Source organism: Ruegeria sp. O6, assembly GCF_056535045.1.
Window position 1 is genome coordinate 76,598 of sequence record NZ_JBQERM010000008.1, and the last position, 20,170, is coordinate 96,767.

At 55.3% G+C, this 20,170-nt stretch carries 17 protein-coding genes; 4 read left to right on the plus strand and 13 right to left on the minus strand.

What is annotated here, in order from left to right; all coding sequences use genetic code 11:
• Nucleotides 1-53: 53 nt before the first annotated feature.
• The 7 genes from ACR0DY_RS12005 to ACR0DY_RS12035 are packed head-to-tail and all read right to left on the minus strand — an operon-like array spanning nt 54 to nt 8,924.
• Nucleotides 54-1,418 (minus strand): aminotransferase, encoded by a 1,365-nt coding sequence (locus ACR0DY_RS12005; RefSeq protein WP_480898364.1) that lies wholly within the window; start codon nt 1,416-1,418, stop codon nt 54-56.
• Nucleotides 1,411-2,985, minus strand: coding sequence for a trimethylamine methyltransferase family protein (locus tag ACR0DY_RS12010; protein ID WP_480483505.1), 1,575 nt, complete (start codon nt 2,983-2,985; stop codon nt 1,411-1,413). The genes ACR0DY_RS12005 and ACR0DY_RS12010 overlap by 8 nt, the downstream gene beginning before the upstream one ends.
• On the minus strand, nt 2,982-5,048 hold the full coding sequence (locus tag ACR0DY_RS12015; protein WP_480487990.1) for an FAD-dependent oxidoreductase: 2,067 nt from the start codon (nt 5,046-5,048) through the stop codon (nt 2,982-2,984). Before ACR0DY_RS12015 ends, ACR0DY_RS12010 begins: the two co-directional genes overlap by 4 nt.
• A gap of 60 nt (nt 5,049-5,108) precedes the next feature.
• Complete coding sequence (locus ACR0DY_RS12020; RefSeq protein ID WP_480483509.1) at nt 5,109-6,170, minus strand: ABC transporter substrate-binding protein; 1,062 nt, start codon at nt 6,168-6,170, stop codon at nt 5,109-5,111.
• Between the two features lie 17 nt (nt 6,171-6,187).
• Nucleotides 6,188-7,285, minus strand: a complete 1,098-nt coding sequence (locus ACR0DY_RS12025) for an ABC transporter ATP-binding protein (RefSeq protein WP_480546013.1) — start codon at nt 7,283-7,285, stop codon at nt 6,188-6,190.
• A complete protein-coding gene (locus tag ACR0DY_RS12030; protein ID WP_480483513.1) occupies nt 7,282-8,070 on the minus strand; it encodes an ABC transporter permease in 789 nt (262 codons plus the stop codon). The genes ACR0DY_RS12025 and ACR0DY_RS12030 overlap by 4 nt, the downstream gene beginning before the upstream one ends.
• Nucleotides 8,067-8,924 (minus strand): ABC transporter permease, encoded by an 858-nt coding sequence (locus ACR0DY_RS12035; protein WP_480483515.1) that lies wholly within the window; start codon nt 8,922-8,924, stop codon nt 8,067-8,069. Before ACR0DY_RS12035 ends, ACR0DY_RS12030 begins: the two co-directional genes overlap by 4 nt.
• A gap of 130 nt (nt 8,925-9,054) precedes the next feature.
• On the opposite strand from ACR0DY_RS12035, the gene ACR0DY_RS12040 reads away from it, so the two are divergent.
• The 4 genes from ACR0DY_RS12040 to ACR0DY_RS12055 all read left to right on the plus strand — a co-directional run bounded on the left by ACR0DY_RS12040 (nt 9,055) and on the right by ACR0DY_RS12055 (nt 11,788).
• Entirely contained in the window at nt 9,055-9,693 is a 639-nt protein-coding gene (locus ACR0DY_RS12040; protein ID WP_480483517.1) for a TetR family transcriptional regulator C-terminal domain-containing protein, read from the plus strand.
• A 407-nt stretch (nt 9,694-10,100) separates the two neighbouring features.
• Nucleotides 10,101-10,493, plus strand: coding sequence for a COG4315 family predicted lipoprotein (locus tag ACR0DY_RS12045; protein ID WP_480483519.1), 393 nt, complete (start codon nt 10,101-10,103; stop codon nt 10,491-10,493).
• Between the two features lie 42 nt (nt 10,494-10,535).
• Nucleotides 10,536-11,045, plus strand: a complete 510-nt coding sequence (locus tag ACR0DY_RS12050; protein ID WP_480483522.1) for an RNA polymerase sigma factor — start codon at nt 10,536-10,538, stop codon at nt 11,043-11,045.
• Nucleotides 11,042-11,788 (plus strand): anti-sigma factor family protein, encoded by a 747-nt coding sequence (locus ACR0DY_RS12055; RefSeq protein WP_480487986.1) that lies wholly within the window; start codon nt 11,042-11,044, stop codon nt 11,786-11,788. Before ACR0DY_RS12050 ends, ACR0DY_RS12055 begins: the two co-directional genes overlap by 4 nt.
• A 55-nt stretch (nt 11,789-11,843) precedes the next feature.
• Here ACR0DY_RS12055 and ACR0DY_RS12060 read toward each other — a convergent pair whose 3' ends face one another.
• The 6 genes from ACR0DY_RS12060 to ACR0DY_RS12085 all read right to left on the minus strand — a co-directional run bounded on the left by ACR0DY_RS12060 (nt 11,844) and on the right by ACR0DY_RS12085 (nt 20,144).
• A complete protein-coding gene (locus tag ACR0DY_RS12060; RefSeq protein ID WP_480483526.1) occupies nt 11,844-13,784 on the minus strand; it encodes a vWA domain-containing protein in 1,941 nt (646 codons plus the stop codon).
• Nucleotides 13,785-13,797: 13 nt separating this feature from the next.
• A complete protein-coding gene (locus ACR0DY_RS12065; RefSeq protein ID WP_480483528.1) occupies nt 13,798-15,129 on the minus strand; it encodes a serine/threonine-protein kinase in 1,332 nt (443 codons plus the stop codon).
• 286 nt (nt 15,130-15,415) lie between these two features.
• Nucleotides 15,416-17,050, minus strand: a complete 1,635-nt coding sequence (locus ACR0DY_RS12070; protein WP_480483530.1) for a formylglycine-generating enzyme family protein — start codon at nt 17,048-17,050, stop codon at nt 15,416-15,418.
• Entirely contained in the window at nt 17,043-18,233 is a 1,191-nt protein-coding gene (locus ACR0DY_RS12075; RefSeq protein WP_480487982.1) for an ABC transporter permease family protein, read from the minus strand. Before ACR0DY_RS12075 ends, ACR0DY_RS12070 begins: the two co-directional genes overlap by 8 nt.
• Complete coding sequence (locus ACR0DY_RS12080) at nt 18,233-18,964, minus strand: ATP-binding cassette domain-containing protein (RefSeq protein WP_480483534.1); 732 nt, start codon at nt 18,962-18,964, stop codon at nt 18,233-18,235. Before ACR0DY_RS12080 ends, ACR0DY_RS12075 begins: the two co-directional genes overlap by 1 nt.
• A complete protein-coding gene (locus ACR0DY_RS12085; protein ID WP_480483536.1) occupies nt 18,945-20,144 on the minus strand; it encodes a trypsin-like peptidase domain-containing protein in 1,200 nt (399 codons plus the stop codon). Before ACR0DY_RS12085 ends, ACR0DY_RS12080 begins: the two co-directional genes overlap by 20 nt.
• Between the last annotated feature and the right edge of the window lie 26 nt (nt 20,145-20,170).

The window sequence follows — 20,170 nt, forward strand, 5'->3', positions numbered from 1 at the left end:
AATGCCGCTACGGTAGCCGATCTCCAGGTTTTCGCAGCGACAGCCTGCAACAGTCACCGGCCACTGATCCTGCCGAGCCACTCGGATGTCGCTTCTAGCCCTTGTCGCAGAATAGCAAACATATGCTCGATTTCGCTTTTTGTAATGATGAGGGGCGGTGAAAGAACACACATGTTGATCACGGGTCGTACAAGCAGACCGCGTTTCTGGCATTCCATATCGATACGACTGCCAATCTCATAGTCGCGCCCAAGCTCGCTCTGGGGATCGCCATCGACTGAGCACTGAACACACCCCATCAATCCCATCCCACGGGCATCGGCCACAATGTCAATCTGACGCAACTGCTGTAATTGATCCTGAAAAACCGGGCCGACTTTTTGAACGTGTTCGAGTATATTTTCCCGCTCGAAAATCTCGATGTTTTTCAACCCGGCAGCCGCGCTGACCGGATGGCCCGAATAGGTGTAGCCATTTGAAAAGGTGGCATCTTTTCCCGCAACATCCGCTATCAGCCGATCTGAGATAATCGCGGCCCCCATCGGCGCATACCCGGATGTCATCCCCTTGGCGCAGGTGATTATGTCGGGCTGAATGCCAAAGACAGCCTCGGAGGCGAACCATTGACCCAATCGGCCGAAAGCCGTGACAACCTCGTCTGATATATACAGGACATCATACTTCCTGCAGATGTTCAGGCAGCGTGCGTGATATCCGATTGGTGGCACGATGACACCGCCCGAGGCCAAAACCGGTTCAGCGATAAAAGCGGCAACATTTTCCGGGCCAAGTGCCACAATGGCGTTTTCGAGATCGGCAGCTTTCTCGTTCAGAAAGCTTTCATCGCTTTGACCGGGCGCGCGGTAAAGCGGGTTCACGTCCGGCAGGAAATGCGCCAGGTCGTCGGCCTTGTCGAGCCAAAGCCTGTCACGTTCTTTTCCACTGACGCTGGCTGCCAGATAAGTGCTTCCGTGATAGGCTTTTTGCCTTGAAATGATTTTCTTTTTCTCTGGCCGACCCATAAGGTTGTTGCGGAAATGGACAAACCGGATGGCTGTATCAACCGCAGTGGAACCGCCGGTTGTAAAGAAGACATTATTCAGATCGCCGGGCGCACGTTTGGCGATTTCGCGGGCGAACTGTGCCGCAGTCGAGTTGGTGTTGTTGAAGGGTGAGAAATAGGCAAGGTTCCGGGCTTGCTCGGCCATTGCTTCGGCCATTTCCGTGCGCCCATACCCAATCTGGGTGCACCACATTCCCCCCGGACCGTCGATCAGGCGAGCACCCTTTTCGTTTATCAGATGGATGCCGCTGGCGCCTTCGATAAAGGTGCGGTCGTTTTCACCCAAAGCCTCCATCCCTTCCCACGGGTGCAGGAAGTGGTCGTTGTCCCATTGCTTGGCGTTGGAGTTATCCATGGCGGGCCATGCTTTCCGCGCTTAGTACAATAGGGAATTCTTCGCGCACCCGAGCGTCCAAAGCACCAAAATAATTAGGAAAATGGCTGTCGAGGATGGAATTCGCCTTGTTGCGGGCGCGGTCCAACAGATCCGTTTTCCCCTCATTCTCCCAAGTGTCCGTACGCTCGCGGTCCATCAGCTGTGGGTAGACAAATTCGCTGTTCATATAGCTCAGCGTGTGCGGATTGCCGAGGAAATGACCCGGATCTATGGCGCATTGGTGAATCACATCCACCGCCATGGTTTCATCAGTAACCTCTATCCCACGCAACGATCGCAGGATCATGCCGCCCGCTTCGTCATCGATGACCATGCTTTCAAAGCTGCATCCCATCAGGCTACCGATCATGCCACCAAACTCGCACAGGCGATTGGCACCAGCATGCGCCGCAAGGGTAAAGGTCAGCGCCTTTTCCAACCCGTATTGCGCATCAGGTATTTTTGCATCGGTCATACCTGCACCCACCGAGGTAGGAAGGCCGTAAAAGTTGCCCATCTGAATTGCTGCGGCACCGATCAGCGCCTGTTCGCCGCTGCCGCCAGTAAAAGACCCGCTGCGCAAGTCCGTAATGAAGGGCCAGGCCGCAAAGCAGATGGGGCAACCCGGCGTGATCAGGTTGACGATGGCAACGCAGGCAAGTGTTTCGGCCACGGTCTGAACCAGCGTTCCCGCAAGCGTCGCAGGTGCCGTGGCCCCGGCTTGAGGTGGCACGGCCAGATCGACAGTCAGGCCAAGTTTGGCGGTATCAATCAGGATCTCCATATTTTCCTTGCCGATCCGTAAGGGGGAAACAATGGGGCAGCCGCCGAATATGACGCTTGGCTTTTTCAGGAAAGCCCCCTCGCCCCCTTGAGCCAGATCAAACATGCGAATGGCATGTGGAATGTGGCTGCGGTCGCGGAACGTCAGGCAGGCGGGTTTTTGGCTGCCCGCAAGCATGGCATAAATGGTGTTCATGTCATGGGTGAAGTCATCGGTCACATCCGTCGCCAGAACCGTGTCGCCCAGCATGTGGATGTTTTCCAAACGGTCGACCAGGCGGGTGAAATCATAAACATCACGCAGAACCGACGGACGATAGGTTTTGGATTTGGAATCGAATGTTGTCACGGCGGTGCCGGAATTGGCAAAATAGACGCTTTCTGCCGTGCAATGCATGTCGTCCTTACCTTCGCGCTCCCCTCGGGCATAGACGTAAAACTCCTTGGCGGCACCTGCCAGAATGTCCTCCATCAGGGAGCGTGGGAAGCACAGCCGGTTGAGGTCACTCAGCACTGCACCTTTGGGAAGCACCAGCTCAAGCAACTCCGGGAAATGGTCGGTAATTCCGGTTTGTTCCAGGACGGTCAAGGCTGCATGATGGATGTTCTCCATATCGGTCTGAGTCAGCGGTCTATAGCGTCCGCCGCTCAGACCCCCGCGTACGGCTTCGTTACCCGTGGTCGTCTGTTGTACCTTCAGACGCGCTGCGCGCCCCCCGCCCCCGCGACGACGTGAACGGGGTGCTTCATTGGTGCTGTTCATGTTGCATCCTCTGCCAAATCAATAATCTCACGGCGAAACCAGTCTTTGTCTGCATCGGCCTTTGGGCGTTCGAAATCGCGGGCGGCGCGATGACCTGCAAAAACTGCGTCTGCGATCAGCCCCGGCGACGCGGCATCACCAATGAGGTCAAGGGTTTTCAAACCGGCTCCCTTCAGGCTGTCGAAAAGGGCGGTTTCACGCTGGCGCTCGGTCACCAGAACCGTTGAGGCGCACGGGATTTCAGTTTCGCGGTCGGTAAAGGCACAGCCTATCCGCACCGCGTCGCTCTGAACCGCCGTAAGCACCTGATTGCAGCGGATATCGACCGCCAGTTCGATCATGCGGGCCTGGATGCGGGACTGTTCCAATGTGTGAACGGCGTAGGCCGAAACCAAACTCTCAGGCGTGGCAAAAATGACCTGATATCCGGCAGTCGCCAATTTCTCGGCAATCACCCCAGCCAGATAGATGTGATCATCATCATAGATCATCACCGGGCCGTCCGGGGGCAGAACGCCTTTCATGATGTCATCAGGCGTCAACACCTTGGCATCCGGCGTGACCCTAGGCAGGCGGCGCTGCGTATTGCGACCCACTCCATCGGCACGCCAATGGCTGCCGGTTGCAACAAAGACATGCTCGATGCCAAGCTCGGCGACTTGTCCGGCTTCGAGCTTGCTGTCCGTGAATAACTGAACATTGGCCCGCTGTTTCAGATCGTTCAGGCGATAGTCAACCACGCGCGACCAGGCGGCGAGGCCGGGAAGTCTGCTTTCCATACCTACCCGTCCACCAAATTCGGCCGAGGCCTCGGCCAGAGTCACCTGATACCCGCGCCGTGCCAATTGCATCGTGCATTCCAACCCCGCAGGTCCGCCGCCGATGACCAGCACTTCGGCCTCGCTTTTTTTCGGCGCGATGATCTCGGGGTGCCAGCCACGGCGCCATTCCTCGCCCATCGTTGGGTTTTGCGTGCAACGGATCGGAATACCCAGATTGTCCGACGACACGCAGATATTGCAGCCGATGCATTCGCGGATTTCGTCGATCCTGCCTTCCTCGATCTTTTTTGGAATGAAAGGGTCCGCAATGGATGGCCGCGCGGCACCGATGAGGTCGACAATTCCCTTTTTGACCATCGACAGCATCATGTCCGGGGACGTCAGTCGGCCCACGCCAACAACAGGTTTTCGGGTGATCTGTTTGACGTGGGACAGAAACGCGTTCTGATAGCCATCTTCGGGCTGGAAACGGGTCGTTGCGCTGTCATTGGACCAATCCGCGACATTCACGTCCCACAGGTCGGGAAGATCGGCCAATAGCTCAACAACCGCGCGGCCTTCTTCTGCTGCCTGCATACCGTCGGCGCCCATCATCTCGTCAATGGCAAAGCGGAACGCAACGGCACAGCTGTCGCCTATGGCATCGTGGGTGTCTTCCAGCAACTCACGGGTCAGCCGCACACGGTTTTCAAGCGACCCCCCATATTCATCGCTGCGCTGGTTCATATGGGCTAGCATGAAATGTTGCGCCAATGTCATGTTGTGCCCGGCATAGACATAAACGATGTCAAAGCCGGCCTCTTTCGCGCGCAGGGCCGCGTCGCGGTGCCAGCGGCGGAGTTCCCGGATATCGGCCTTGTCCATGGCCTGCGCGTGCTTTGGTTGCGTCGTATCCACAGACATCTCGGACGGTGCAAGAACCGGAGCGCGGGTCAGCAGGTTTTGCGCGTGGTTGCCGTTATGAACCAGCTGTATGGCCGCCAACGCGCCATGTGAATGCACTGCATCTGTCATCAGCCGCAGCGCAGGCACATCGCGTGCGTCCCACAATCGCCCTTCGGGGAACGGGGACAAGTCCGAGGTCGGGTGAATCTCGGTCTCCTGATTGGACACCACGGCCCAGCCACCTTCTGCTTTCATTCCCCGAACGGCAGCGTCCGCCCGCGGCCTGAGATGCCCCATCCCGGTGCAATGCGGCACCTGATAAAAGCGGTTTCTGGCTGTGACGGGCCCGATCTGGACCGGTTCGAAAAGCAGAGCATATGGGTTCGCGTTCGACATAATCACGCGTTTTCCTGTAGTTGAGTTCCGGAGCCTAAAGGCTCCGGATAGTGGGTTATGTTAGAAGCCGGCTTTGATCCGCTCGAATTCGGCCAGCATCTTCGCCTCAAGCTCGGGGTTCACAGCATCAAAGAACAAACTGCCTTCGAAGAAGCTTTTGGGATCGGAAAAACCATAGGCTTCTATACTGCCCTGATCGGCGATTTCGAACGCTTTTGCGTTGGAATGCGGGTAGCCCCAGTTGTCGATGATGTACTGACCACTGGCAGGGTCCGTAAGCGCGTTCAAAAGGTCATAGACCTGATCGACCGGTGTCGTGGACGATTTCAGATGCACATAGCCACACGCCCAGGTCGCGATGCCCTTGTCCACGTTGCGCATCATGGCCGCGGGCACTTCGTTCCAGATCAGGTTCAGTTCGGACTGGTTCCAGGCCCACCCCATTTCGATCTCGCCACTGGTCATGGCCTGGTCAAACTGACCCGCATCGGACCAATAAAAACGCATATTCGGGTGGATCGAGCGCAGGAAATCCGATGCTTCCTTGAATTGCTCATCGCTCAGGTTGGTGTAGTCATCCGCGTTTCCGGTGGCCAGCGCGGCCAAGGCATAAGCAGACGATGCAGCATCCGGGATGGCGATTTTGCCTGCATAGGCCGGGTCCGCCATCAATTGCAGTGAGATGTCATCCCCTGATATCTTGTCGGTGCGATAGATAAGACCTGTGTTCCCCCATTCGAACGGCAGCATGTAAAGCTGGCCGTCCAGAACGATGGCGTCGACCTCTTTGATCTCGGGCAGCACATCCGCCCAATTGGTCAGCTTGCTTTCATCCAAAGGCTGAATCAGATCAGCTGCGACCCATTTTCTGACCGCGTCAGAACAAGGATGTGCCAGATCAGCGGTAAAACCGGAACTCAGCTTGGTAAAGGCTTCTTCCTGGCTTCCGAAATAGGAATAGCTTGGCGCTTCATCCCCGTATTTTTCCATGTAGCTGGCAAAGAATCCGGGATCTTCATATCCCGACCAGTCAAAAACCGTCAGATCAGCGCCACCTGCACTGGCACTGCCTGTCGTTATTGCCGTCGCACACGCGAAGGCCGCAATTCCCTGAAGTTTCATTCTATCCTCCCTCTGTTTTATTCCGAGATCGTACCAAGATCGATCACGCTAGCCGCCTGAAGCCCCAGCCAAACGACATCGCCGCGTTTAAAGTCGACCGTGTGGAAATAGTTCGGAACCGAGACCGAGATTGGTTTCTCGGCCCCAGCCACCTGAATGTGGTAGTGAATATTCTCACCGTAGAAGGCGACGTTGCTGACAGTGCCCTGAACCGTTGATGGGTAGTCTTCAGGCCGGTCCGCAGCAATCTCCAACTGTTCCGGTCGAATACCGATGTTCATGTTTCTGGCGCTGGTCGCCACATTGGGATTTCTCTCGATTTCCATCCGCCCGAAGGCAGCCGCATCGATTGACAACGTGTCACCGCTTTCGCTCAGTAACCGGGCCGGCAATATGTTCATCTCACCGATGAAGCTGGCCACTTGTTGATCACAGGGACGGGCATAAAGCGTCGTTGGCGTGTCAACCTGTTTGAGTTGTCCGTTGAACATCACGCCGATACGGTCGGACATGGTCATCGCCTCGTACTGGTCATGCGTGACCATCACAAAGGTAATGCCAAGCGACTGTTGCAGATTGCGCATTTCAAACTGCATCTGTTCGCGCAGCTTCTTGTCAAGCGCTGACAAGGGTTCATCCAAAAGCAACACCTTTGGCCGCATGATCAGCGCGCGGGCAAGCGCCACCCTTTGACGCTGCCCGCCCGACAACTCGCTTGCGCCGCGACCCTGAAGACCACCCAGTTCGACCATTTCCAAAGCTTCGGCGACGCGCTGGTCGATCTCGGCCTTGGGCGCTTTGCCCCGCAACCCGTAGGCTACGTTGTTCCCGACATTGAGGTGTGGGAAGATTGCGTAGCTTTGGAAGACCATGTTCGTTGGACGGTTGTTGGCCGGCACTCCTTCCATATCCTGACCGTCAATCAGCACCTTCCCCCTGGTGGGTTCCTGAAAGCCCGCGATCATGCGTAAAACCGTGGTCTTACCACACCCTGAAGGACCGAGGAGCGAAAAGAACTCGCCCTCTCTGAGGTCAAGGTTTATTCCGCTCGCGGCCACAAATGTTCCGTAGCGCTTTTCGACGTCCCTGAGCTCTATGATGTTTCTGTGTGTCATCGGACCTCTGATGCGGATGAACGGCGGCGGAAGTATTCGGCCAGAACCAGAAGCAGAACCGAAGTCAGCAGCAGGATCGACCCCAGCGCCAACACATTTGGAAGCTTGGCGGGGAAACGGATCTGGCTCCAGATGTAAACCGGCAGGGTTGGCTGGTTGCCGGACAGGAAAAAGGCAAGGACGAACTCATCGAAACTGACGGTGAATGTGACCAAAACACTGGCTACGATACCGGGGGCGACGACCGGCAGCGTCACGCGGCGGAAGGTTTCGAACACACCGACGCCCAGATCGTAAGATGCTTCCTCCAGTGATGCGTCGAAGTCATCAAAGGCTGATTTCAAGATCGAGACAGAGAACGGCAGCGCGAGAAACGTGTGGCCCAGAATGACGGTCAGCAATGACGGCTTGAGACCAAGAAACAGAAACAGGACCAGCATTGAAGAGGCGACGATAATACCTGGGATCACCAAAGGCAGCATCACCAGACCTTCTGCCGCGCGTTGACCCCGAAAACGGTACCGAACGAAGGCACGGGCGGCGAACAATCCCATGGCGGTCGACAGAAGGGCAACAACAGTGCCGACAGCAAGCGAATTCCAAAGCGCCTGGATCAACGTGTCCTGCTCGCCCAGCTTCCGATACCAGTCCAGTGTCCAGCCCTTAATCGGGAACGCAACGATTGTGCCGCTGTTGAAAGAGAACAAAGGCAGGAACAAAACCGGCAGGTACAGAAACAGCAGATACACGAACGCATAGGCTGTCAGGGTCGTAGGACGTCTCATCTGATCCGCCTCCCCAGCCGTGTGGCGGACATGACAAACACGATGGCCGCAAAGCCCACCGACAGCATTGCGATTAACGATAGCGTAGCCCCAAGTGGCCAGTTGTTGGCGGCCCCGAACTGCACCTGAATAAGATTGGCGATCATCTTCCCATCTGAACCACCAACCAGAGCCGGGGTCACATAATCACCGACTGTAGGGATGAAGATGATCAGGCAAGCAGCAATGATACCTGGGATCGTCAGCGGCAGCGTCACCCGCATAAAACGTTGAAAGGGGCTGTTCCCAAGATCTGTTGCAGCCTCAAGAAGGCTCGGATCGATCTTTTGCAGTGAGACATAGATCGGCAGGATCGCAAATGGTGCCCAGGCATGAGCGAGCGTCAGCACGACTGCGAATTCGTTGTAGAGCAGGAAGTCGAGAGGTTCGCTGATCAAACCCAGCGCAAGAAGCGCAGAGTTCATCACTCCATTGAACCCCAGAATGAGCTTCCAGGCAAATACGCGCAGCAAATAGCTGGACCAAAACGGTATGGTGATCAGTAATAACCAGATGGTCTTTTTCTGGGCCTTCATCGCGATAAAATACGCGATGGGATAGGCCAGCGCGACGGTGACTATGGTCACCGCTCCGGCAATCCAGATCGACCGAAGCATCAGGTGTCGGACCAGCGGATCCGCAAACGCATCGCTGTAATTCTTCAGCGTCGGTGTCTTGTCGAGCGTCACATAGGTTTGGGTCCAGAATGAATAGGCAATCAGGATCACCAATGGCGCCGCGACCAGAAAGCCCACGTAAGCCGTGGCTGGCGCGCTAAGGGTATATCCCCGGGACGCTTCGCTGCGAAAGATCACCCAACCTCCCTTCCCGCAATTCACGAGTCACTAATGGACGATCGTCCATTAAATGTTGCGCCAGAATGGCCTTTCGTGTCAATATTCCTGTGAGCTACCTCTATGAGACATTCACAAACGGTTGGTACCATTGAATAAAGCGCAAAGCGTCAAGGAACAAAAACGCGGTTCAAAGCGGGATCCGGAAGCCAATAAACAGCTACTGATCGACGCGACTCTGGACACGATTGCCGATATTGGGGTGACCGATACCTCGGTCAGCCGAATCTGCGAGCGCTCCGGTCTGTCACGCGGAATGATCCATTTGCATTTCGGGGGTAAGGACAATTTACTGACCGCAGCCGCCCAGCATTTCAGCACCGAGTATTATGCCGAGATGGACAGAAGGACAGATCTGGGCCCGAGCGCAAGACCCGAAGACCGTGTTATGGCAGTGATTGAGGCCGACCTGTCAGAAGCACTGCTCAATCCCCGCAGTACTAAAATCTGGCATGCGTTTCGGGGTATCGCAAGCTCTCATCCAGGTATCGCCCGTTACAGCAGCACTCAGGATGACAAACTTGTCGAAACCTTGCGGTCCGCGTTCACAGAGATAGCCTCGGAAAACAGAGGCGACCCGAACCTGGTAGATGACGCAACCAGCGGAACGCTGGCCTTGCTGGAGGGGATGTGGGTGAACTACCTAACCGATATGCAGGGATTTTCACGCCGCCGCTCTGTCAACCTTGTTCGAAGGTTTTTATGCGGACTTTTCCCCGGAAAATTCTAGGTCTAAGCCTAGGCGGCGTCCCAATTCAAATTGGATAGCTCGGAGACAGAAGTTTCTGAGAGATAATTGTTCCAGGCGCATGCAATCAGCTCGCCTGTGCTTTCGTTTTGCAAGATTTGCGATAGCCGTGCCAACACTTAATTGTCCTTACTTCAGATACTGACAGGTGACGAAGCACCCTGCCCCTCGGGCCCTAACGCGCTTGTCCCACTTGTCGAACAGATACAGGTTTTTCGTACCCAAACTGGATATGCGTGACCTTTCCCATAGGCGTGGACTCTGGCTTTACCATCAAAACAATGCCCACACGCCGCCGAAAAAATGTTTCACTTTGGGGAATTTTTTCCAGGTGCCTTCGTAGTTGTATTGTCTGCCATTCGGCAGACCTGAAACAGTCGGAGAATACAATGTCCCTAAAGTCCCTTACTTTTTCTGGTGTCGCGCTGGTTGCGACTGCAACCGGTTCATTTGCGGATGGTCACACCGGTGCGCCAGCCGTAACTGGCAAGCTCAACGGAGAAACCTTCCTTATGGATGCGCACAAGATGACTCTCTATACCTTTGACAAGGACGAAACAGGCGTTTCGAATTGCTATGATGACTGTGCCACCAAATGGCCGCCGCTTATGGGTGATGCCAACATGGAACTGAAAAAAGGCTACAGCCTGATCGAACGCATGGATGGCAGCGTTCAGATCGCCTACAAAGGAAAGCCGCTTTATCTATGGTTCAAAGACGAAAACCCTGGGGACATGACAGGGGACGGTGTAAAAGGTGTTTGGCATATCGCACGCCCCTGAACCTTGGTGCCGGGGGAAGGTTTCCTCTCCCGGCTTACGTACATGCTTCAGTCATTTGAAAACCAGCTTGAAAACTGCCTCCCCGATCTTTGGCGTTATGCCTGGTCGCTGACCCGTGATCCGGATGCGGCGGATGATCTGGTGCAGGATTGTGTTGAACGCGCCCTTCGCAAACGATTGCTATGGCTTCCGGGACGGCCGTTGAAACCATGGCTCACTAAAATATTGTTGAACCTCTACCGGGACAGGTGGCGTCGAGAGACCAAATTCAACACTGTCGATCTCGACAACATTTCGACGCTGGCAGCTACGACAAGCACGGCCGAAGAACGGTTGGAACTCAAGGCTGTCTGGAAGGCGCTGGATTCTGTTCCCCAAGATCAGCGAGAAGCCCTTCTTTCTGTTGTGATTGGTGGGTTAAGCTATGACGAAGCGGCCACAACTTTGTCCATTCCAAAGGGTACGCTGATGTCGCGGATCTCGCGCGCGCGTACTAAAATCAAATCTGAAATGGACGCTTCGACCGCCGTGAAGATCAGGAGCGTGAAATGACGCACACCCCATCCATCGAAGACCTGGTTCAGCGTAGCATAGACGGTGAGTTGTCACCGGAAGAGAGCGAACGCCTTGACCGTCACCTTGCCCGTCACCCGGACGATGCAGCGCGCGTTCGTGCAATGCAGCGTCAATCTGATCTGATAAACAAGGCGGTCCCTGTACCTTCTGCGGCACATCTTCGAAGTCTGCGGAAACAGGCCACGCCACCCTCGCCAGTCTCTTTGAGGCTGGTTGCTTCGGTCGCGGTTTTTACAGTCGGATTCGGCTTGGGATCTTATTTGCAACCTTGGAACAGTGGAACAACCGACGATCTGGCATTGTTTTCGCAACACGCAAAGGCGGCGCATTCTTTATTCGCCGTTGAGGTTCTTCACCCTGTAGAAGTCGCCGCTGCGGAAAAAGACCACTTGCAAACCTGGCTCTCCAATCGTCTGGGCTCTGCCATTATCGCGCCGCAACTTGGGGAAACCGGGTTTTCCCTGATTGGAGGACGCCTTTTGCCCGCAGGAGACCAAGCCTCAGCTTTATTTATGTACGAGAATGCAGAGGGTGATCGGTTAAGTTTGATGGCCACGCATGGCGACACAACTCAAACTCAATCATTTCGGTTTCGACAAGAGGACGGGTATCTTGTCGTCTTCTGGCAGGACGGACCCTGGCAGTATACGTTGGTCGGGGACCAGAAACGTGACCCGATGGAACACATCGCCCGCTTGGCGCATGGTCAAATGATCTAGAAACCGCTTTCGACGGCTTGGCTCGCGCAGAAGATTTGCGACAACACCTTTGGGGTTATGGCAGATCATCCAGCAACATCGGGTACAGCAAGTTTCCTGCCTGCGGCCCGGCCCCAAGGTAATCAACCCATTGATCGGTCGACTCGTTGTACCGCCGGTACCGTTCGATCTTGTCATATAGCCCGTTGACGATGGTTTGCTGCTCTGAAATCGGAAGGCGCACCCAATCATCTTCAGTAATAGTCATGATCTGAGACTTATAGGGCAGGTCAGACAGGTATTCGTCCAACGCCACAGCTTCGGCAAGGCTGGGGTCTGATTGGCGTGATACCTGATCAGGTCTGCGGCTCATGTCTGCGGCAACTCCAAGAACCTGTGCAAAGAACTGATCAGGGTTCACGACGTTCCGCTCGGCCTGGTCGACAATGATCCGCAACGCTTCTTCCAGGTTACTCAGATCCGCCTTCGAGATGAGCAATCTGATAGACAAAGGTTTCAATCCTGGTCGATCAAAATCCCGATCCGCCACATAAGCTTCAAACAAGTCGGGCGCTCGCGCGCCTTCTGTTTTTCCAAGGTAGGCCAGTTGCATAGTCCGGCTTGCTGTACTCAGGCCGGAAAACCTGTTGTCACCTTTGTCAGCAATGGCGTCTTCGTCCAAAATCTCGTCGCCGCCGCTGCGACGATAAGAAGACGTATGCTTTGCCACAATCCCACCCAACGTGCGTGCGGTTTCCTTGTAGACGTCTGGGTCACCGTTCTCGATCGGGAAATACAAGGGAGCAGAATTCGGAAAGGCGGTCAGTTGCTTATAAGCCGCTTCAGCCGAAGGGTGGTCTTTGGCACCTCGCGCGGTACGCAGATGCATGACGGCCATCGCACCACCTATGCGCTCACGGACAATCCTGTTCAGACTTTCGGCGCTCAACCCTGTGGCAGAATACTGATCATCGAATTCGCGTGGACCTGCATCTGTAACCAGTACGATAAACCGTCCCCCAAAGTCGCTCCAGTCCATGCCTTCCAATGCGTATTCAATACCGCGATAGCTGTCTTCGCGAAAATTCTTACTGCTGGATTCCGCTTCTTGCATCTGATCGATGCCACTCAGGAAGTTGTCAACGTTAAGGCCCTGCTGAAGATCCACGAATGTCCGAACGTCATACCCAAGGCCCGGAGCTGCCTCGAGGCTGTCGCGATAGCCAACAAGCCCGAAACTGATCGCGTCTGCTGCCGCTGATCCTGCGGCCTCTCGATAAACCTCTTGCAGTGCTGCACGGGTAGCGCGGATATACGGCTCCATCGATATCGTAGTGTCCACGACAAAGACCACTGCTGTTTTTAAGTCGCCCGAATTCTGACTACCCGATGGCGCCGGGCGGTTCGGGGCGTTGGCACTGGCAACGGCCACTTGCAGCAGATTTACGAACGGTCCGATGTCGAACACAGCCTCTTCCGTTGCCAGGATTGGCATTACATAAAGGTTTTGACGCTGATCAATCGTTTCGCGCGGGCCTAAGGCGATCACGCTTTCTGACGGTTCGCCGCCCTGCTCAGCTGCCAGCGCTTCATCTCTGGCGTTTTTTGCAAGACCGGCGGGGTTTTCGCTTTCGATGATGTCATAGATCGGGTCGATATCATTAAAAAACAAAACGCGTCCGACATTGTCACTGCCTTCCAACGTTGCAACAATGTTCTGATTCCAGGGAATAGCCGCCCCTTCCGGAATCCACATAAGATCGTCGCCTTGATCGCTCGCTCCGATTTGCATCCAGTCGCCGTCACGAGCATAGACAAAAAACACCTGTAATGGAGAAAGAGACGCCGCGGAACTTTCGCTGTCTGGCTCGGGCCTCGCGTCGATCCGCTCACGGATCAGAACCCTTTGATACAGGCTTTCTTTGCCTTCGATTGGAAGCGGAGATCTTGATTGCGCCGTAGCCGGACCGACCATAGAGGCCAACAAGGCAACTAGGGAAATAACTCGTATCAACATCTTCTTCACCTCCTCACTCAGCCAATCGATCCAAAGCCTGACGCGCCGGGTCCGACCCAAGATCAGCTGCGCGCTGATAATAACGCCGTGCTGCCGACGGGTCAGGGCGCGGGAAAGGCGATGTAACGGTGCTGTGCGTTTTAGGATCATACATCTCAGCAATCAGGATATTGGCTGATGCCCGATCCTGTTGGGACAACTCCTGATCGTTGCTGATCGCAATCAGCGCGCCCAAAGCGGCATCCAGATTCTGTGCCCCGCCCACAGCCAAGAGGTCTCGTGCGGCTGTCAGTGGGTTATCGGCAGCAACGGCCTCCTGCGCAATCCCGACAGACTCATTGACCTTGGCTGACGAACCACCAGCTCCTGACAGAAAATACCATGCACCTCCAGCAATTGCGATCAGAGCGACGATACCCGCCGCAATCAAAGGTAGTTTGCTGCCCCCACCCTGGTCGGGCGCGGCAGTCGGCTGACGGGGTACAGCCGCCGAAGTCGGTGCTGCCTTGGCACCGCTCATTGCTGTGCGAAACAAGCCAGGCAGGTCACTGGGACGGTCTTTGGGGTTGGCTTTCAGCAGGTGTTCCAAAACAGATTTCAGACCGGGCGCAACCTTTGGATCGGTTATCTTGATGTCCACCTTTCGGTCTTCAACCGCGGCAAAACCTTTACCTTCACCTGGCAACTCGAGCCCGGTCGTACGCATCAACACAAGACCCAATGCGTAGGCATCGGTCGCGGCTGAAACACTATTGCCAAACAAACCCAACTGTTCTGGAGCACAATAGCGCAGCTTGCCTGCAAAACTGTCGCCGATTATCGATTTGTCGGTTCCGATGCTGTCAGATGCCAAACCGAAATCTATGAACTTCGCTTGATTAATGTCTTCATGCGAGATCATCACATTGTCGGGTGCAACATCTCGATGAACGATGCCCAGTTTATGGATTGCCTCCAGCCCCTGCGCCAGTCGCAACCCCAATTTTAGAACGTCATCGGACGAAAGTCGCGCGCCCTTTTTCAGATAATGCGACAGAGGATGACCCGGTACAAATTCCATGACCAGAAACAAGCGCCCGTCCTTATCCAGCATGGAGGTTTCGAACCGGACCACCGCCTCGCTACGGACAGTTCGCAGCAAATTCGCTTCGCGCCGGAACAGGTCAACCGCTTTTTGGTTCTTGGCAAAGCTAGGTGTCATTACTTTGATTGCCACTTCGTGACCGCTGGCCCGGTTCAAACCCCGGAATGTGGCACCCATACCACCTTCACCCAACAGAGACTTGATCTCGTAGGTATCCTGAAGGACGCTGCCGGGTCGAAGCCCAAGTACAGAATGTTCCATAGCTTATGTTACCTCCGGCTCTTCAAACTGATCGCGCTGTGTTTGGAAAAGGTGCGGATATCCATGATTTGAAAACAGATGCCAGCAAAAACAAGCGAAGCGGTAATCCCGAACACCACAGTCAGAAAGGCTGCAATGATGGTCGTTGTATCCGGCCCCAGCGGAGATAGCCGCAACATCGTAATTGCTGTGAAACAGAAAAAGACAATGGATAGACAAGTCGTTATCCAGACCAGTACTTCAAGCGATTTGTTCAATACATCCCGCATAGTTCAACCTTTCCAATTCATTCTTCGACAAACGACAAAGCAACTGCCTGAAAGTCGTTCGCAATCTGATCCAAATCCGAATAGCCAGCTACGCTTCGCGCACCGATATGATCCTGAACCATAGCAAGGCAAGTCGCGCGCTCGCGACCCCGCTCTGCTTCTGTCGGATAGATGAAATCGATCTGCTTGCGCAGCAAAACAGGTGAATACTGATCGACCAACCCTTCGATCAGGTTGGCATATTCGACAATATCAGCCTTGGCCTTGGCCTCAAGTTCGGCCAGCTTGGCCGCAGCGTCCTCTTTGGCAGCAAGCACTTCGTCAAGGAAAGACTGGTCCCCGCTTGCCCGCGCTTCCGCCTCCAGCGCATCCAGCTCAGGTGCAATTGTCAGTGATGAAATCAGCGCATTTAGATAACGTCGAATGCCCTGCCCGCAGACAAGTACACCCGAGGTCAGGATAAGGCGGATCGACTGGTCGCGTTGCGCGTTACGTTCCACACGCCCCCTGTTCAAGGTATCCTTGATCACCGCCAATTGAGTTTTGGTCCGATCCGACAACGTCTCGGCCGATATCTCATCCAGAAGGTCCATCGCCTCTTGTTCGCTGGCCGCTACAGCAAGACCTTCGTCCGGGCGTGCCAATTGGTCCAGTCCATCTTTCAGAGCCTGGTCCTGATCAGCCGAAGTAATGGCCAAGCCCTGCAACACAAGACGTGTGCCGGTAAACCGGTCCGCTGAAGAGGTATTGGACAAAATGTCAAACGGCGGCACTTCGAACCGGGTCGAAGAAGTGATGTCCGCCAAGGGTGTGCGTGCATCACCCCCCCGTTTCACAAATCCTCCGGCCTGTCCGTGCAATCGGCCGTGACGGACCAAAGCAAATGGATCGCCAACGATTTCGGCCGCATTGCCCAGCATGTCATGCAGACCCAAAGGGTTGGGGCGCAACGAACCTATAACCTGTAATTTACCGCCCGCCGACGCTGTTCCACCATGTGCTATGAATTCGTCCTGCGGCGTCCCTTCCGGAATCGGGGGCAAGGGCGCCCGGAACAGAGCTTGATCAACGGCCAACCCACCGCGGGCAGAGTATTCCCACTCTTCTTCAGTCGGCAATCGCAGATACCCACGTGTTTCACCGACACGCGGTAACGTATCCGGGGCGTTCTGCATCAACCATAGCGTATAGGCCTCAGCAAAGCGCTGATAGTCGAGCTTTGATTGTGCGACGGCAGGAACAAACTCGCGTCGGCGGGGTTCCTTTTCGGAACATTGACCAGCCATGACCACATCCCATTGTGCCTGTGCCAACTCGTATTTGGCCATGTAGAAGTAGCCCTTGGCCGCACCATCTTCATCCGCGAACGCACCAGATACAAACGCCCGGCGAAGACCGTTCAGATAGGGCTGCTCGCTTCCTTCCTGACCAAGTACAACCGAAACATCGCCAATCACGCCGTCAGTATTAGGAGTTGCGATCTTTCGAAACGTCATCGCTCCGCCGCACGGCATTGGCAGAGTCAAATCTCCCTCGGCGGGTTGCGGATTAAAATATTTCTCGCGCCAAGTGATGTCCTGCGCCTGTGCGGTTGAAGTCAAGCTGAAAAGGCCGATCAGAGTGGCAATCATACTCAGAGGAAGTCTAGGCATGGGTCAAAACCTCCTGTGGTTCAACATTGCGAACGGCAAATACCGCCCAGGCCGCTGCCGTGACAGCTGTCACAGCGCCCAGACCCAGAGTGGCCAGAATGTCACCGGGGTAAAGGCGCGCAATGGCCTCTCCGGGCGCCGTTTCGAAGCTGGCATTGATGGCAAGCAGAAAAGGCAGGATGATAACCAAGGTCGCAATCACACCACCCAGTACAAGCGTCAGGCTTTGCACAACGGGAATGACGCACCGCTGACGATCGGGCATCGTCAACATGGAAAACAAACTGAAGATGACGCGTTGACGCTCGACCATACCACGAAGGTTGGCTGACATTGCAGCCCAAAACCCGAACATCGCCAATGCCGCTACGGCCGTGAAAAGGATGTTTAAATTCCGGCGAAATGACAGCAACAGCGCTGCGTTTTCAGCCCTTGGACGAGATTGCAAACCGATATCCGCCAAATAAGCGGAAAGGGTTGCGATATCTTCGAGAGACCTGGCATACAGGCGATAGCTGGCAAAGCTGTCAGGTTCCGGAACCGGGTCCGTCCAGTTACCAGGTGTCGCGGACAGGTCATCCCGGAACCGCTCAACTGCCAGCAAGTCGGGAACCGACAGGAAGATTGCGGGCCGCGGCCAGATCTCAGGCGATAGCACACCGATAACCGTCAGGTCGCGCCGCGCGTTCTCGCGCTGCCCGTCGACCTCGCGCCCGATAATCATGTCCAGTGTATCACCTGCGGAAACCGAAAGATCACTTGCCAGCGTGTCTGATATCCAGATCCGGCCGGGACCGACGGCCTCGCCCTTGACCAAGGGGTCACCCGCAGATGACGGGATCAATGGCACCGCCCGCTCCAGTTTCCGCTGCGCCTCATTCCGAACAGCGTTTGCGGATGTGTTGATTGAGCGTGTTGCAGGAACAACAAAACCTACATCTTGCCGCGCACTCAAACCTGCAAAGAAGGCAGCATCATGCTGCCCCGCACCGATGGCCAGGATTTCTCGGTTCGACGGATCTTCGATCAGACGCCCGACCATTGTGCCGATGACCCCATTCTTGAGCGCAAGTATGATCAGCAGAGGTCCAAGAACACCAGCCAAGGCAGCGACAAAACATAAAGCCGATTGCCAGTCGTGCTTTAACTCCCTGAGGGCCAGTTTGGTTGGTATTTTCAACATCATGCCACCTTGGCCGCTACACGACCCGCTGTGGAAAAGATGGAATAGGACTGCCCCTGATGATCCAGAAGCCGATGATCAGCCCGAGGCGTTTGCGCAAACTCACCGGTCTGCGCCTGATGGCTGGCCAACACGACAGCAGACCCGGCCTCTGCCGCAAGATGCACGATCAAGCCCTCGACCTCGGCGACATTCGCGGGATCCAATGCCGACACCGGCTCATCCAGCAGCAACAGGGCCGGTCGACCCAACAAAGCCCGCGCAACGGATACTCGCTGTCGTTGACCAACAGATAACTGACCCGGCTTTCGCGCCCCATAGTCACCCAGGCCCATCGACCGGATTAGATGGTCCTGCCATTCTGCATCGGGTTCCTGACCCGCAACGCGCACGGGCAGTTCGATGTTTTCGAGCAATGTCAGATATGGAACCAGTGTGTTTGTTTGAAGTACAAATCCCAGCTTGTCCGGCCCCGCAAAATCCGCACGAGGCGTATCCGACGTCACCGTAACGCCAGCTATCTCGTGGTGCGTATCCGGCAATGCAGTCAACGGAAGCGCCCCCGCGATCAACCCCAGAGCGGTACTTTTACCCGCCCCGCTGACAGCATCCAGAACAATGGTCTCACCTGCCCTCAGGTCCAGTTCTTCGATCACAACAAAGAAACTCGGCGCTCGTTCTATACCAAGGTTCCGGATTGACAGGACGGTATCAGGGTCGTTTGAGGACAAGCGCTATCCCTCCCAGTTCAACCCTCGACGTGGTGTTGATCTGCACCGGCTCGTTTGGCTTGAGGCGCCGCCCGTCAACCTTGGTCCCATTCGAAGACCCAAGATCTGTCAGCATCATCTTGCGCCCCTGCAGAGAGAGGCTTGCATGACGGCGGCTCAAATTGCGATCAGTGACTGTCAATGTGTTCTCGCTGGCACGCCCGATGGTGACACCGGATTGCAACTGCCGAGCACTGAACTGCGCAGAATGACCCGCCATGCCCACGGCAAGAATAGACCGCCCAGAGGATTTGGAAGACGCAGCCGACCGCTCGGGTTTAAAATCAGCCTTACCGCGACTTTGCGAGACGACATAGTACATCCCACCGATCACCACAGCGCCTCCACCGCACAATACAGCAAGGATGATCAGAAGGTTGCTGTCTGACGTACCACCGGAAACGACAGTTGGATTGTCAGGATCACAACCTGCCTTGTGACGCGTGAACGGGACATTGCTGTCTTGCAGGAAACCGGCGATGGAATTGGCGGATGGTGCAAAGAACGTGCCGTTAGCAGGAGTTTCACCATCCGAATTCAACATGACACCGGCGGTGTTGATCCCCAAAACCGAACCGCAGAAATCGATCATCGGCCCGCCGGAGTTTCCGGGGTTGATTGCTGCAGTGTGCTGAACAATTTCTTGCGTACCACGATTCCGCTGCGTTTTTCCGGGTGAAACTTTGCTGACGGCCCCTTGTGTCAATGTGGTCTCAAAAAAGGCCAGCTCGTTTCCGCTGTCATTGGATACGTCTGAAGTGCCAGGAAAACCGACTGCGGCAACCTGCTCGCCTTTGTTGATTGTCCCAACACGCACCGCCAGAACGTTGGGTTTGTGATCAAAGGATTCCTGCGGTGTGATCTTCAGGATAGCCATGTCCTTTTCAAAGGAATCGTATGCGACCTGAACGCCGTATTTGTAGATCCGGTCGCCTTTCTTGAAGCCAACAAACGCGCTGACACCACCTTCGATCACGTGGTGATTGGTCAGGAAATAATACCCGCCTCCACCCGGCAAAGGCGCAAGCACAAAGCCAGACCCGGTTCCCCATCCACCATCGTATTGGACAACCACACGCCCAACCGCACCATCAGCCACCGTAACGACTTCGGATTGGATCTGCGCGCATGCAGCTGACACTCCGAAAGCAGCTGACCAAACAACTG

Coding starts and splice junctions, on each gene's coding strand:
- ACR0DY_RS12005 (WP_480898364.1), bottom strand. CDS start 1,418: ATGGATAACTCCAACGCCAAGCAATGGGACAACGACCACTTCCTGCAC.
- ACR0DY_RS12010 (WP_480483505.1), bottom strand. CDS start 2,985: ATGAACAGCACCAATGAAGCACCCCGTTCACGTCGTCGCGGGGGCGGG.
- ACR0DY_RS12015 (WP_480487990.1), bottom strand. CDS start 5,048: ATGTCGAACGCGAACCCATATGCTCTGCTTTTCGAACCGGTCCAGATC.
- ACR0DY_RS12020 (WP_480483509.1), bottom strand. CDS start 6,170: ATGAAACTTCAGGGAATTGCGGCCTTCGCGTGTGCGACGGCAATAACG.
- ACR0DY_RS12025 (WP_480546013.1), bottom strand. CDS start 7,285: ATGACACACAGAAACATCATAGAGCTCAGGGACGTCGAAAAGCGCTAC.
- ACR0DY_RS12030 (WP_480483513.1), bottom strand. CDS start 8,070: ATGAGACGTCCTACGACCCTGACAGCCTATGCGTTCGTGTATCTGCTG.
- ACR0DY_RS12045 (WP_480483519.1), top strand. CDS start 10,101: ATGTCCCTAAAGTCCCTTACTTTTTCTGGTGTCGCGCTGGTTGCGACT.
- ACR0DY_RS12050 (WP_480483522.1), top strand. CDS start 10,536: ATGCTTCAGTCATTTGAAAACCAGCTTGAAAACTGCCTCCCCGATCTT.
- ACR0DY_RS12055 (WP_480487986.1), top strand. CDS start 11,042: ATGACGCACACCCCATCCATCGAAGACCTGGTTCAGCGTAGCATAGAC.
- ACR0DY_RS12060 (WP_480483526.1), bottom strand. CDS start 13,784: ATGTTGATACGAGTTATTTCCCTAGTTGCCTTGTTGGCCTCTATGGTC.
- ACR0DY_RS12065 (WP_480483528.1), bottom strand. CDS start 15,129: ATGGAACATTCTGTACTTGGGCTTCGACCCGGCAGCGTCCTTCAGGAT.
- ACR0DY_RS12070 (WP_480483530.1), bottom strand. CDS start 17,050: ATGCCTAGACTTCCTCTGAGTATGATTGCCACTCTGATCGGCCTTTTC.
- ACR0DY_RS12075 (WP_480487982.1), bottom strand. CDS start 18,233: ATGTTGAAAATACCAACCAAACTGGCCCTCAGGGAGTTAAAGCACGAC.